Raw genomic sequence first — 13,698 nt, forward strand, 5'->3', positions numbered from 1 at the left:
ATTGTATGAGAGTTACCAAAAAAAATCTGAAAGGAAATGAAGGGGAAATCACCGTCGTACCGGAGACCCTGGATGACCTCTGGCATCTTAAGTACATAATCGAGAAAGGGGACCTTGTATTCGCCTTGACCAAACGCAAATCCGACTCTTCCAACGATAAGATACGTCCTGAAAAAACCGAGAAGAAGACTGTGCGGCTTGGTATAAGGGTCGAAAACCTGGAATTCCATAAATTTTCCAACCGTCTCAGGCTTCATGGTCCCATTGAGCACGGTATGGATGCCGGTTCTTATCATACCCTGAATGTCGAGGACGGGGTTGATATTTCCATAATAAAGCGCTGGAAAAAAGACCAGATTGAAAGGATTAATGAGGCAGAGGCATCCTCGAAAAAACCGGGCGTGATAATTGTTGCAGTCGAGGAAGGGGATGCTGACATTGGGCTTGTGCGCCATTATGGTGTGGAATCCTATGCCCATATCTGCCAGTCTTCGGGAAAAGGGGAGGGCACTCTCAGAGAGGTCTTTTTCAATGAGATTCTTGACAAGCTTAAATATGTGGTTTCAGATTCTCAATCTGTCGTGGTTGCAGGACCCGGGTTTACCAAGGATGATTTTCTCAAATACATTGAATCAAATGACCCTGAGCTTGCGGCAGGTATTATCGTGGAGGATACTTCTTCGATAGGCACATCTGGTTTTCAGGAAGTGTTGCGCAGAGGTGCGGTTGACAGGATAATGGAACAATCACGTATAGCCCGGGAAGCATCCCTCATGGAGTCCCTGCTAAAGGAAATAGCTATGGATGGCAAAGTTGTCTATGGGGTAGAGGAAGTTAAGCGGGCCAACAATTACGGTTCCATTGAAACGCTTCTCATTTCCGATGAATTCCTGCTTCATGAACGGGAGAAAGGCGAAGGTGGAGGAATTGACTCTTTCATAAGGAATGTAGAATATTCTCAGGGTAAGCTTGTGGTTTTCAGTACAGAGTTTGAACCCGGGCAAAAACTGGAAGCGCTTGGTGGAATTGCCGCACTCCTGAGATTTAAAATTTGATCAGTGTTTGCGAATGGCCCTGTCGTTACACTCTATAGAGGCCATTTCCTTGCCATCCATGAACATCCGTACTGTTCCGCCACTTTCTGAAACAGTTATTGCAACTGACACGGTGTCCCTTGTTATAGCAGCTGCTGATACATGCCTGCCTCCCAGTCCCTTATTTATCCCTATGTCCTTTGCATCAACATCCAGATAACGACCTGCAGCATGCACTACTCCTTCTTTGGATATTATAAATACGCCATCAAGCAGAGCAAATTCTTTAATGGATTCCCGGTTGTTTTTCTTTAAGATGTTCCTTTCATCTTCAGGATGGCCTGAATAAGGGTTGAGGATCATCTGGTGGGAGCGCTGCATCACTTCTTCAAGATCACCGATTATAAAAGCTGTACCTACGGGGCTGCCTTCCCTGCCCATGGAAGCAATTTCCAGAGCAATTTTAAGAACTGCTCTTATTATTTCAGGGGAGACTCTCTGTTCAAATTTTTCCAGCGCTTTTAATAGTGGATTCCCTGAAATATTATGGATTATTACAGCCCCTGAATCATCTGTAATTATCAGTCCTACAACATTTCCTTTTTTAATATTCCCGATTGCCTGCTCAATAGATGCTGCATTTTCTACATCTTCTATGGAAACCGCGGCATCTCTCTGGATCTGGTTGACAATTTGTTTTAACCTTCCTTCTTCTTCGTCAAGAGGTATCAGGCTTTCAACGGCATTTCTTGATGGATTAGCAGCAAAGTAGACGGGCAGGTCGCAATCAAATAAATTTCTGTCAACATCTCCTGATACGATTATTGCAGTAGCCTTAATTTGTGTTGCAGTTTCAATTGCGGATTTTACAAGTATGTCAGCGGTGTCCATTTCATCCCCGTTTTCTTTTGTATAGATTATATTTTTGCTACTATTAATTTTTGTCTATATAATAAAATAAGGTTTAGTATCCTGTGTCGTTATTCTATTAAAGAATACCATTAATTTCAATATGGTGATTTGGTTTGGTAAGGATATTTGTTGCTGTGGAGTTGCCGGTGGATTTTACACAGGTAATAAAAGAAGTACAGGAAAATTTCAGGGAACTGGGAAAGATGAAAATTGTCCCTGCGGAATTGGTCCATGTAACCTTGAAATTTCTGGGGGAAGTTGATGAAGACAAAATTGCGGAAATAACACAATCACTTGAAAATATTTCCTGTGAGCCTTTCACATGCCTTATAAAAGGGGTGGGGATATTTCCCAATGCCAAAAGACCGCGTGTATTATGGCTTGGTATCGAAGGCGATTTTGGCCCTTTGTATAAGCAGGTTGAATACTACCTTGAAAAAGAAGGTTTTGAATCCGATACGCGTGAATTTACTGCTCATGCAACTATTGCACGAATAAAACACATTCCTCGCTCCAATATGAACCAGTTTGCCAGTATAGTTGAGGAAACGGAGGATGTCGAATTCGGGAAATTTACGGTTGACAATTTCAGGCTAAAAAAAAGTATATTGACTCCAGAAGGGCCTGTATATGAAACCCTCCGGCAGTTCAATCTTTAAGTTGTTCGTATTTAGCAAACCCGCTTGACCTGGTAATCTCTTTCTCACTGTTTATAAGGAGGCATTCCACCCCTTCCAGCTTTTCTATCATTTCAAGCCCCTTTTCTTCTTCCATCACAAAAACAGTAGTTGCAAGTGCATCTGCCTCTATGGCTGTAGGAGCTATTATAGTTGCACTGATCAGGTGTGAAACGGGATAGCCTGTGCGGGGATCCGCAATGTGTGATACGCTGGCGGATTTGTTATAGTAGCGTTCGTAGTTGCCGCTGGTCGCAACAGCTATATTGCGGGCATTGATTATGGTTATTGGTTCTGCTTGTTTATCCGGGTCCTGAAGCCCGATAGACCATTCCTGTCCATCGGGTTTTTCTCCTATATATCGTCCGTCTCCACCAGCATTGACAAATCCATCATCAATTCCGTTTTCCTGCAGGCTCCCGATTGCCCTGTCTACGGCATATCCCTTGGCAATTCCTCCAAGAACGATTCCCATATTCTTTCCAATAATTATTGTGTTGTCATTTATGGTGATATTTGAGGAGTTTACGAGGGAAAGTGTGTTGTTTATTTCGTTCTCTGTAGGGGGAATATTAGGTTTATCGGGTCCGAATTTGCTTGCCCACAGGTCCAGTACGGGTTTTACAGTTATGTCAAATGCCCCATCGCTGATCTGTGAATAATAAATTCCACGTTCAATTACGTATATTATATCATCACTGGCATTTTTGATTTCCTTGTTTTCATTGAGGATGTAGGTCTCACTGCTTTTGTTGTAGGAATCAAGCAGATTGGATGCCCTTTCCATTTTCATGAAAGCATCTTCAATGCTGTTATATGCATGTACTTCATTGTTGTCCACAACAGTTATTGTGACACTTGTGTCCATCAGCATTCTTGTCTGGTTATATGTACGGTATTCTTCAGAATTATCTTCAGATGTGGATTGCACGTATGCAAACCCAACAGTTATAATGATTATTAATGTAAGAATCAACAGGTATTTCGGGTTCATGCGAAGGGAAATGAGGTGTTTTATTTTAAACTTAATTCGAAATCTATAAATATATTCAATTGGTCAGTTCTGCCTTAATAATAACGAATCACGATTATGTCATCATTCCTGCTTTATGGATGTATACTCGCCACAATGGCGGGTGTCTAATGCGAGAGCAGGTTATATAGAAGGAATATATTGTTACCTGAATGGTTAGATTGGTATTATGACCAGTATCTGAAGAAGTTGCAAAATTATAATGTGTGATCTTTATGGCAAGTTTGAAAGCAAGTCTCGTTGCGGTTTCATTTATCGTCCTTGTATTAGCAGGGATAAACCTGTATTTGGGATACAGTGGAAACGATCTTCTTGCACACCACTATATGACAGATGGTGAATGGACAGACTCAAGTTGTGGTGGCTGTCATATGGGTGTGTATGAAGAAGTTGCTGAATCCTCTCATGTACAGAGGGACATCGCTCAGTGGGAACCCCTGACCAATTATCACGTTGAGGTCCAGGGAGAAGAACAGTGGGTGAAAGAATATGGTCGCTATCATCCTGGCGGGGGTGAACTGGAAGAATACGGTGTTGATATTGATTGTATGAGCTGCCATGAACAATATGGCTTATATGATGCTGAAAAGAGAGCTATGGCTTTTGAATCAGGGAATTTCTCCGCTGCCAATGATGCTGCTTTGGAAGATGCCATACCTGTGGTTCAGCAGGATCCCTTACATGTGGCCACCTATACCCTTGATGTGGTAACACCTCTGCCAATGCTCATAGTTTTCCATGATGCTGTGAATGCAGCTCCTACCAAGACTTCATGCATCGACAGCTGTCATGAGATGAATGTCCCGACAACTGCTGTGATGTGGGCTTCAGAGGACTATGAAGAGTACGATGTGCATGCTGAAGTCAATTGTGTTGAATGTCACACTACAGAAGAACACAACATTGCCACAAGCGAGGTTCATGCACCTGAAACAACTGAAGAGGAGTCGGTGCACGGTGAACTGGGTTCCATGAAAAGTTGTGAGGATGCAGATTGTCACGAGGGAATATCCCACGGCCCAATCGCAGATGCTCATCTGGAATTCCTGGAATGCCAGTCGTGTCATATTCCTGCCCTGCCGGGTGGTGAATTGCCCGGAGGCACTCCACTTAAGTCTTTTAACTGGTCATCAGGTGAACGTGTGGATAACTACAGAATGGAAGACTTTGCTCCACAACTTGCCTGGTCCGATGGTGTACAGGAAGGTAAACTCAATTTGCCTGACAGTAAGAATGATAGTGATGTCAAGCTTACTTCTTTCAATGTGGTAACAGGTAGCTGGTGGGACGCAGGCCAGGATTCCGATGTCCTTGCCAATCCACATACCAGTGCTTCAATGGGTGACCCGATACCTACGGCTGAGGTAAAAGCAGCTGATTCAAATGGTGATGGAACGGTAACTTCTGAGGAAATGCAGGCTTATGATGGTGACAGTGAAGATACACCGGATTATCCGAATGCTATCTTGAGGCAGGTTGATCTTCACTATAAGCTGGGACACAATATTGCAGGTTCTGAAACCGGAATGGCAGACCCTCTTATGTGTGATGACTGTCACGGGGTCTCTGCTTCAGAAACCCTTCAGCAAGTCCACTTTGAGGAAAGGCCGGATTGCCAGACCTGTCATGAAGTGCAGCCTGTAATTGACTGGGCAGCCCTTGGATATGACAGTGATCCTGCAGAAACCGATCCTCCTACCAATTTCTCTGCAAAGACCATAGATATAAAAATACCCGGGGCAAAGCCACCTGAGGTAGAAAGGGAGCCTGCATTCTAAGGAGCTGGTATCAAATGGCAGAAATTAATGTAATGGAAACAATCCCTGAAAAAATGATTATTCCTCTCAAGCAGCACAATGGGGATATTTGTGAACCGCTTGTAAGTAAAGGGGAAGTTGTTAAGGTTGGCCAGAAGATCGGTGAATGTCCTTCTGATAAATGTGCTGCAATCCATTCTAGCATCTGCGGGGAAGTGGTTTCAGTTGAGGAAAGCTCACATCCATCCGGCAACAGGATAAACAGCGTAGTTATCCAGCCCATAGAAGAAACAGAATGTGAAGATTTCACTCCCTTCAAAGATTCCGGTAAGGAGCAATTAATCTCGGCTATCAAAGAGGCAGGTATCGTGGAAAATTACGGTACTCCTACGCACCTAGTATTGAATCCTCCTGATTGTGATATCGATACAGTCTTGATCAATGCCACTGCATCGGAATGGGTCGGCCATAGTTATGAAACTCCTCTGGAATATGCATCACAGATGCTTGATTCGCTCCGTTTGTTGATGAAAGCCGCCGGTGCCAGCCGGGGGGCCATTGTTTTGAGAAATGATGATAAGGATTCAATCGATGCCTTTAATGGACTGGATTATGAGGGTAAAACTGTAATGGTGGCCCCTCTTATCGGTAAAAGAAGGGTTGATTATTATTTCAATGACCAGAATACTGATATCATCGTAGTTTCACAGGACAAAATATACGGCAAAAATATTTTTGAATATTTCACTTATAATGTTACAGGCAGGAAAGTACCTTTCCGTTGCACTCCGGCCAGCGCAGGGATTGCTATATGTGGGGTGAAATCTGCAAAAGCCATTCATGACCTGGTCAATACCGGAATGCCATATATAGAAACTGTGGTTACTGTTTCCGGTCAGGTGAATAATCCTCAGCATCTACTGGTAAAAATAGGTACTTCTTTCAAAGATGTTATCGAAGCCTGTGGTGGTTATAGTGGTGAACCTGCAAAACTTATCTCAAATGGGGTAATCACAGGAGTGGCACAGTATGAAGAAGAAGTCCCGGTTACCAAAATGACCACTTCGATTATAGTTCAGGGCAAAGATGAAGTACTAAAGGATATTTCAAAGGAATGTATCCATTGTGCCCGCTGTGTAGATGTGTGCCCCGTAGATCTGACCCCAAACAGGATAGCAGCTCTTGCAAATCAGGGTCGGTTTGATGAATGCAAGCAGATGCATGTGGAAAATTGTATAGAATGTGGTAGATGTTCCTCGGTCTGTCCCAGTAAGATACACATAATGCAGTTGCTGCAGTATTCCAAGGAAGCGATTGCAAAAGCATACGAAGATTTGTCTGAAAAAGAATCATCAAATCTTAAATTAGGATGTGCATGCGGAAGTGAATAAAATGACTCTTACAATATCAGCTCCCCCTCATATCAAGCAAGACACTACATTCAGAAAAATAACCTGGATTAAATTTTTGGCTCTTCTGCCGGTAAGTCTTGTATCAGTTTACTTTTTCGGACTATATGCCCTTGCTCTCATTCTTGCAGGAATTGGTATGGCGGTAGTTACGGAAGTGGTAATACAGAAAGCCTTCAAAAAGGAAGTTACAGTAACCAATGGCCATGCTCCATTGATTGGACTAATGGTTGCCCTATTGGTGCCAGGTGAAGCTCCTATATGGATTCCGATAGTCGGTGCCTTCTTTGCAGTGGCTATTGGTAAACACGCTTTTGGAGGGATTGGTTCATACATTTTCAATCCGGTGCTTGTTGCCTGGGTTTTCCTGCAGTTGGCTTACTGGTCTGCTATGTATCCTGCATCTTTCCCCGAATTGGGTGGCATATCCGATCTGTTTCTTGAAAATGGAGCAGGTCTGCTTGTCGGCGTATCCCCGATTGCTTTAGTTGGCGGATTATATCTGATTTTAAAAAGATATGTAGAATGGAAGGTCCCGCTTTTTTACGCATTGACGACCCTTGTGCTTGCCCTGTTGATTGGGGACAAGCTCAGTCATGTTGTAACCGGTGCATTTGTTTTTGGTGTGTTATTCCTTGCAACTGATTCTCCTTCATCTCCCGTTACAAAGAATGGAAGAATTATTTATGGTATTTTCTGTGGGCTGTTGACTGTGATATATGGTCACTTTGCAAACTACATATTTGCGGTTTTCTATGGTATATTCCTGGCAAACTGTGTAGCATCATTTATTGATAATAACACTCTGCCTCGGTCATTTGGAGAAGAATCCTTACTTCAACGTAAATACCGCCTTATGGTGGATAAAATACCCCTTGAAAAACTGGGGGTGAAAATTGATGACTGAGTCCCCTAAAGACATTGCAGTAATCATAGGAAAGCTGGTTCTTGTTAGTCTGGTTGCAGCTTTACTGCTAGGCCTGACTTATGTACCTACACAGGAGCAGCTTGAGAAAAATGAAGTAGCAGCTAAAAAAGAGGCCCTCTCGCAGGTAGTTCCTTCTGCGTCTGATTTTGAACCAGTGTATGGCAATGAGGTAGATGAAGAAGGGAATCGCAATATTCTTTATTACAAAGCAGTGGATTCTTCGGGTAATCTGGTAGGTTATGCTTTCTTCAAGACACAGTCCGGTGCCCAGGACGTGATTCAATTGGCCGGAGGTGTAGATCCCTCTTTCAATAAAGTCACAGGAATGGAAGTAATGAAACATTCCGAAACACCGGGTCTTGGTTCCAAAATTGCGGAAGAGGACTTTAAGGGCCAGTTTAGGCAACTCCCCATCGGTGACCTTCAGCTTTCTAGTGCTGGTGGCTCAATTGATGCTATTACAGGTGCAACAATATCCTCGCAGGCTGTGGTGGACGGGCTAAATACAAAGATCGATGATGTAAAGGAGCAAGAAACGTAAAACAGGTGATATTATGAGTAAAGCATTCAACGAATTCATTCGTGGAATTACAAAAGATAATCCCATATTTGCCCTTGTACTGGGTTTATGTCCTGCTCTGGCTGTAACTACATCGGTTGATAATGCGATAGGAATGTCTGCTGGTACAGCTTTTGTATTGGTTGGAGCCAACCTTATGGTTTCGGCCCTGAGGAATTATATTCCTTCCACTGTAAGGCTACCGATATTTATCCTGATCATTGCTACATTTGTGTCTATTGTAGATATGGTGATGGAGGCGTATACTCCTCCACTATATGCGGCACTGGGTGTTTTCATCCCTTTGATCGTAGTAAACTGTGTGATAATTGGAAGGGCAGAAGCCTATGCTAATAAGAATAATACGTTTTATTCCCTGATAGATGCATTGGGAATTGCTGTGGGTTTCCTTCTGGCTCTGGTTGCAATAGGTGGTATCCGTGAACTTCTGGGTACCGGTCAGATTGTGGTATTTGGCCAGATGATATTGAATATTCCAATGATAACTCCTGCTTCTTATATGATCCTGCCTCCTGGAGCTTTCCTTACAATAGGTATACTTATGGCGGTTATCAATCACAGGCGTGCAAAAAAACTTGCAAGAGGTGAATAAAATGGTAGAAAAAGCTTTATTTGCCATTTTCATGGAAGGTCTTTTCATAAAGAACTTCCTTATAATACAGTTTCTTGGACTGTGCTCATTCCTTGGTGTAACCAAAGATACCAAGAGTGCAGCAGGTATGTCCGGTGCTGTTATTTTTGTAATGACAATGGCTTCGATTGTTTCATATGTAATTTATACTTTCGTTCTCATTCCACTGGATCTTCAGTTTTTGAGACTTATCAGTTTCATTGTAGTAATTGCTGCACTTGTGCAGCTTGTAGAATTCGTAGTGCGGAAGAATATCCCTTCCCTTTATAGGTCCCTTGGTATTTACCTTCCTCTTATCACAACAAACTGTGCGGTTTTAGGTGTGGTTTTGTTGAACGTTATGAATGAATTTTCATTCATGCAGAGTCTTGTGTTTGGTATATCGGCAGGTCTGGGTTATACAATCGTTATGGTAATGATGTCAAGTATAAGGGAAAAAACCACAATTCTTCCTGTACCTTCTGCAATGAGGGGGCTTCCGCAAGCTTTCCTGATTGCTGCAATGCTTTCAATGGCTTTTGTTAATTACTTCAAGGTGATACCCTTATGAGCATGCCAATCTTGCTAATTCAATCAATGGCCACTCTTGGAGGTCTTGCCCTTGCAATCGGTGTAATGCTGATTGTTGCTTCCAAGAAATTCAAGGTTGATGTAAACCCTCTTGTGGAAGAAGTAAATGAAATTTTGCCTGGTGTAAATTGTGGTGCATGCGGTTATGCCGGTTGTGCTGACTTTGCTGAACATGTGGTGGAGGACAATGCCCCACTTACCGGGTGCCCGGTTGGTGGTTTTGATGTAGCAAAGGAAATAGGAGGTATTCTGGGCCAGGAAGTTTCCGAAGGTGAAGCTGAATACCCTTATGTTAGATGCGAGGGCGGCGTGCATTGTGTGGACCGATTCAATTATGAAGGTATTGAAGATTGTAAAGCCGTAATGATGCTTTCTGAAGGTGAAAAAGGTTGTAACTACGGATGTATGGGCCGTGGGGCCTGTGTACGGGCTTGTCCATTCGATGCTATCCATATTGGTGATGACCGTTTGCCTAAAATTAACAAGAATTTGTGTACAAGCTGTGGTCTTTGTATTGAATCCTGTCCCAACGACATCCTTGTGTTTGCAAAGGAATCAGAAAAGGTGCATGTAGTTTGCATGTCCCATGACAAAGGAAAGACTGTAAAAGCAGTATGTGAAAACGGTTGTATTGGTTGCAAACTTTGTGAGAAGGCATGTCCTGTAGATGCAGTACATGTAACCAAATTCCTTGCAGAGATCGATCAGGAAAAATGTATATCCTGTGGCAAGTGTGTGGAAAAATGCCCTCAGGGCTGTATTGAAATGAGGTGATTTGATGAGTCGTCTTGGTTATTCAACAGTTACCGGCTTGGATGAAAACGTTGAAGCTGTGCTTTGTTATGTAGGTTTCTGGATCACAGGTCTTATCTTCCTTCTCATAGAAAGGGAAAACAGGTTTGTACAATTCCATGCATTGCAGTCTATTCTAACATTTTTGCCTCTTTCCGTAGGTATCTACCTTATTGGCTGGATTCCATATGTAGGCTGGATACTTGCTGATTTTGCAGGATTCTTTTCCCTGTTCCTGACACTTGTCCTTGTTATTATGGCATGGAGGGGTGCAAAGTTCAGGTTGCCTTTTTCAGGAAAAATTGCCTATGAAAAGATTTATAGATGAAGTCACTTATGGCTTCATCTCCTGTCATGTTTTGCGAAAATTTAAACTCTAATTAACACTTATTCTTGCCCCCCTTGCGCTCGCCGAATTTGGAGGATAGCTATGAAAGAAGAAATATGGATTGAAAAATACAGGCCTTACAGGCTTGAAGATGTGGTGGGACAATCAGATACAATTGAAAGATTGAGATCCTATATAAAAACCAATAATCTTCCACACTTGCTTTTTTCAGGTCCGCCCGGTGTAGGAAAAACAGCGACAGCCGTATCGATTGCTAGGGAACTATTTGGTGATGATTGGCGGGAAAATTTTACTGAACTTAATGCCTCGGATGAGCGTGGTATTGATGTGGTCAGGACCAAAATAAAGAATTTTGCAAAAACTTCCCCAATCGGTGGAGCGGATTTTAAGATAATCTTTCTTGACGAGGCCGATGCTCTCACGCCTGATGCACAGTCAGCATTGAGGCGTACTATGGAACGCTATACGAACAATTGCAGATTTATTCTTTCATGTAATTATTCTTCCAAGATCATTGAGCCAATACAATCCAGATGTGCTGTTTACAGGTTTCGTCCTCTTTCCGACGATGCAATAGGTAAACGTTGTCGGCATATAGCAGAAAAGGAAGGTCTGGATATTGCAGATGATGGCATCGAAGCCATCAAATATGTTGCAGAAGGGGATATGCGCAAAGCAATAAATGCCGTTCAGGCTGCTTCAATGTTTGATTCCAGTATCCATGCGGACAGTATTTATCGGATTACTGCCACGGCTCACCCTGAAGAAATAAAAGGCCTTTTGGAAAGTGCTCTTGGGGGCAACTTTATTTCATCTCGCAAAAAGCTTGAAGATTTAATGGTTTTAAGAGGTTTGTCGGGAGAAGATGTTGTAGGTCAGGTTTACAGGTCACTTTTTGATATTGATATGCCTGACCGGAAACTTGTCTCAATTGTTGATGTGGTGGGTGAGATCGATTTCAGGATAACTGAGGGGGCTGACGAGCGCATCCAGCTGGATGCTTTACTTGCCCATCTCTCCATTGAAGGCGAGGAATAAGGGTATTGAATGCTTTTTGGTGACCACCTTATAGGTTTACTGGGTTTGGTTCCTTCCTGGCTTGCTACCATAGTAATGGCTGCTTTGCCGGTAGCCGAGCTCAGGGGTGCAATTCCAATAGCTATAGGTTTATACAATATGTCTCCTCTGGAAGCATATTTTCTGGCTGTTTTTGGTAATATGCTTCCAGTGGTTCCTCTTTTATTGTTTCTTGAGCCGGTGTCATCCTGGCTCAGGCGTTTTTACATTTTAGACAGATTTTTTGGCTGGCTTTTTGCACGCACCCATCGTAACCATTCGGAGAGGTTTGAAAAATACGGAACAATGGCACTGGTGATGTTTGTGGCCATTCCGCTTCCGATTACCGGTGCATGGACCGGCTGTGCAGCAGCTTTTGTTTTTGGAATTAAATTCAGACACGCTCTCATTGCCATTATGGGAGGGATCTTGATTGCCGGTTTTATAGTGACCATATCCACACTGGTGGGAATTGGTTTTATGGATCTTATATTTTAAAATTAGTCGCGTGTCTTGCGTGCAATATCAAATGCCATTTTTATGTCTTCTTCTTTAACTGTTTTTCTTCCTGCATGCCTGGCAAGAGCAATGGCTTCACTTGATATTTTCATGCCGTATTCTTCCAGTATCCTGGCAAGCTCCTCACTTGCACTTTCACTAATTCTCTCTGCCCCTGCTTCTCTGATAACTCTTCCAACTGGTGCAACTGGTATTATTGTCATTCTATTCTTTGTCTCCTGTTAGCAGATAATTTATATGTTTATGTTTTAGTCATCAATTTCTTCATCAAAATCGATACTGACGCTACCTGATTCTTTTGCCAGTGTTTTGGAAATGAATCCTGATTCTAGGTGGCAGGCATGAATTGCTCCACTGGGTACGATACAGGTCGGACATGTGTGTGCTTCCTGTGCCTTTTTGGTGATGTAGTTGTCCCGGATGTCAAAAATTTCCATTCTTGGTACTTCCATATTTGACATTGCCTGTATTTTTTTGCAGTCACTGGCAATATCGACGTTAATCTTTTTACCTTTTTTTTCTGCGTTAATTTTATGCTTGTAGCCACAGATTCTTGAGTTTACAGTAACTTCTGTCATATTTCCACTCCTTTTAAGATTGGTGCTCTATCTGATAATTATATTTGGTGGTCTTATATAACAGTTATGCATATATCTCACAAAACCACTGTGATTATGTTCGTAGCTATAGTTTTTAACCGGCAATAATTCGACATCCTTAAATATCCAAAAGAAAGAGATTATTAGCAGTTCGTTAAAATGACTTAATCATTCTTTTATGAGGGATACAAATTGGATAGAGATAAAATAACTGAAAAGGTTCTTGAAAAACTGGGTCAGATTAAAGGTGTAGGTACTACAAATTTACTTTCTTCAGAGGACAGGGAAACCATAAGGAAAATGGAGAAAAAGGCTGACCAGATGACTTTAATGGGACTGGGCAGAGGTGATAACCAGGGTGTGAAAAAGGTACTTGATATGGATGTACTTGTGTCTTTCCTTACGGATATGGACTATGAATGGCCCTGTGGCCCAAATGTAATCTTAAAGCATAAAGATAAAAAAGTGGGTGAAGATACGGAGGATGCCGAAAGGATCAAAGAAGTGGAAAAGTGTGCCGATTCTCTTGTAATAGGCAATATTATCATTTATGACAAGGGGGTCCTTATGGAGGCCAATAGCAGCAAAGAACCGCTTATAGTTGTCCTCCCCCCCAAAGAATGTGAACCTGTCGGCTGCATTGAAGGCGTTAGTGATGCAATTCTGGCTTCCCCTTCACCTCCCACTGACGAATACATTAAAGAAAGGATGTGTGAGAAGAACGAATGTGGGAGTGGTACATTCCTGCTGGGATTTGATTTTGAGAACAATGGCTGATTTACAGCGTATGTCAATTTAATTATTATGTAACAGTGTGGTTTTGTGATTACTTCACAAAACCTTATATACCTT

General features: G+C 42.4%; 17 protein-coding genes. 13 read left to right on the forward strand and 4 right to left on the reverse strand.

From position 1 onward, the window contains the following. The first annotated feature begins 5 nt into the window (after nucleotides 1-5). Complete coding sequence (locus tag BHR79_RS05290) at nucleotides 6-1,055, forward strand: mRNA surveillance protein pelota (protein WP_072561385.1); 1,050 nt, start codon at nucleotides 6-8, stop codon at nucleotides 1,053-1,055. Here the strand turns inward: BHR79_RS05290 and BHR79_RS05295 are convergent, their stop codons facing one another. Next, on the reverse strand, nucleotides 1,056-1,925 hold the full coding sequence (locus BHR79_RS05295; RefSeq protein ID WP_072561386.1) for a DNA integrity scanning protein DisA nucleotide-binding domain protein: 870 nt from the start codon (nucleotides 1,923-1,925) through the stop codon (nucleotides 1,056-1,058). A 134-nt stretch (nucleotides 1,926-2,059) separates the two neighbouring features. On the opposite strand from BHR79_RS05295, the gene thpR reads away from it, so the two are divergent. Then, the gene (gene thpR, locus BHR79_RS05300; RefSeq protein ID WP_072561387.1) at nucleotides 2,060-2,605 is read left to right on the forward strand and encodes an RNA 2',3'-cyclic phosphodiesterase; all 546 of its coding nucleotides are present in this window, start codon (nucleotides 2,060-2,062) and stop codon (nucleotides 2,603-2,605) included. Here thpR and BHR79_RS05305 read toward each other — a convergent pair. Further along, nucleotides 2,595-3,617 (reverse strand): FAD:protein FMN transferase, encoded by a 1,023-nt coding sequence (locus BHR79_RS05305; protein ID WP_072561388.1) that lies wholly within the window; start codon nucleotides 3,615-3,617, stop codon nucleotides 2,595-2,597. The two genes, thpR and BHR79_RS05305, sit on opposite strands and share 11 nt — an antisense overlap. A 254-nt stretch (nucleotides 3,618-3,871) precedes the next feature. Here BHR79_RS05305 and mmcA point away from each other — a divergent pair, with 254 nt between their 5' ends. From mmcA to BHR79_RS05355, 10 genes are all read left to right on the forward strand, one after another. Beyond that, nucleotides 3,872-5,434 carry a methanogenesis multiheme c-type cytochrome gene (mmcA, locus tag BHR79_RS05310; RefSeq protein WP_072561389.1) on the forward strand — a complete coding sequence of 521 codons (1,563 nt, stop codon included), beginning with the start codon at nucleotides 3,872-3,874 and terminating at the stop codon, nucleotides 5,432-5,434. 14 nt (nucleotides 5,435-5,448) lie between these two features. Beyond that, nucleotides 5,449-6,804: an Rnf electron transport complex subunit RnfC gene (rnfC, locus tag BHR79_RS05315; protein WP_072561390.1), complete on the forward strand. Its 1,356-nt coding sequence runs from the start codon at nucleotides 5,449-5,451 to the stop codon at nucleotides 6,802-6,804. A gap of 1 nt (nucleotide 6,805) precedes the next feature. Continuing rightward, nucleotides 6,806-7,729 (forward strand): Rnf electron transport complex subunit RnfD, encoded by a 924-nt coding sequence (rnfD, locus tag BHR79_RS05320; protein ID WP_072561391.1) that lies wholly within the window; start codon nucleotides 6,806-6,808, stop codon nucleotides 7,727-7,729. Then, entirely contained in the window at nucleotides 7,722-8,291 is a 570-nt protein-coding gene (gene rnfG, locus BHR79_RS05325) for an Rnf electron transport complex subunit RnfG (RefSeq protein ID WP_072561392.1), read from the forward strand. The genes rnfD and rnfG overlap by 8 nt, the downstream gene beginning before the upstream one ends. A gap of 13 nt (nucleotides 8,292-8,304) precedes the next feature. Further along, nucleotides 8,305-8,922, forward strand: a complete 618-nt coding sequence (gene rnfE / locus BHR79_RS05330; protein ID WP_072561393.1) for an Rnf electron transport complex subunit RnfE — start codon at nucleotides 8,305-8,307, stop codon at nucleotides 8,920-8,922. Between the two features lies 1 nt (nucleotide 8,923). After that, the gene (gene rnfA / locus BHR79_RS05335; RefSeq protein WP_072561394.1) at nucleotides 8,924-9,511 is read left to right on the forward strand and encodes an Rnf electron transport complex subunit RnfA; all 588 of its coding nucleotides are present in this window, start codon (nucleotides 8,924-8,926) and stop codon (nucleotides 9,509-9,511) included. Then, nucleotides 9,508-10,305, forward strand: coding sequence for a Fe-S cluster domain-containing protein (locus BHR79_RS05340; protein ID WP_072561395.1), 798 nt, complete (start codon nucleotides 9,508-9,510; stop codon nucleotides 10,303-10,305). The genes rnfA and BHR79_RS05340 overlap by 4 nt, the downstream gene beginning before the upstream one ends. 4 nt (nucleotides 10,306-10,309) lie before the next feature. Continuing rightward, on the forward strand, nucleotides 10,310-10,651 hold the full coding sequence (locus BHR79_RS05345; protein ID WP_072561396.1) for a DUF4870 domain-containing protein: 342 nt from the start codon (nucleotides 10,310-10,312) through the stop codon (nucleotides 10,649-10,651). A 102-nt stretch (nucleotides 10,652-10,753) separates the two neighbouring features. Then, entirely contained in the window at nucleotides 10,754-11,710 is a 957-nt protein-coding gene (locus BHR79_RS05350; RefSeq protein ID WP_072561397.1) for a replication factor C small subunit, read from the forward strand. 9 nt (nucleotides 11,711-11,719) lie between these two features. Further along, entirely contained in the window at nucleotides 11,720-12,226 is a 507-nt protein-coding gene (locus BHR79_RS05355; protein WP_072561398.1) for a COG2426 family protein, read from the forward strand. 2 nt (nucleotides 12,227-12,228) lie between these two features. Here BHR79_RS05355 and BHR79_RS05360 read toward each other — a convergent pair whose 3' ends face one another. Next, a complete protein-coding gene (locus BHR79_RS05360; protein WP_072561399.1) occupies nucleotides 12,229-12,450 on the reverse strand; it encodes a histone family protein in 222 nt (73 codons plus the stop codon). Between the two features lie 45 nt (nucleotides 12,451-12,495). Beyond that, complete coding sequence (locus BHR79_RS05365) at nucleotides 12,496-12,825, reverse strand: DUF6951 family protein (protein ID WP_072561400.1); 330 nt, start codon at nucleotides 12,823-12,825, stop codon at nucleotides 12,496-12,498. A 213-nt stretch (nucleotides 12,826-13,038) separates the two neighbouring features. Here BHR79_RS05365 and BHR79_RS05370 point away from each other — a divergent pair, with 213 nt between their 5' ends. Further along, a complete protein-coding gene (locus tag BHR79_RS05370; protein ID WP_072561401.1) occupies nucleotides 13,039-13,623 on the forward strand; it encodes a hypothetical protein in 585 nt (194 codons plus the stop codon). Nucleotides 13,624-13,698 lie beyond the last annotated feature (75 nt).

The organism is Methanohalophilus halophilus (assembly GCF_001889405.1).
Classification (GTDB): Archaea; Halobacteriota; Methanosarcinia; order Methanosarcinales; family Methanosarcinaceae; genus Methanohalophilus; species Methanohalophilus halophilus.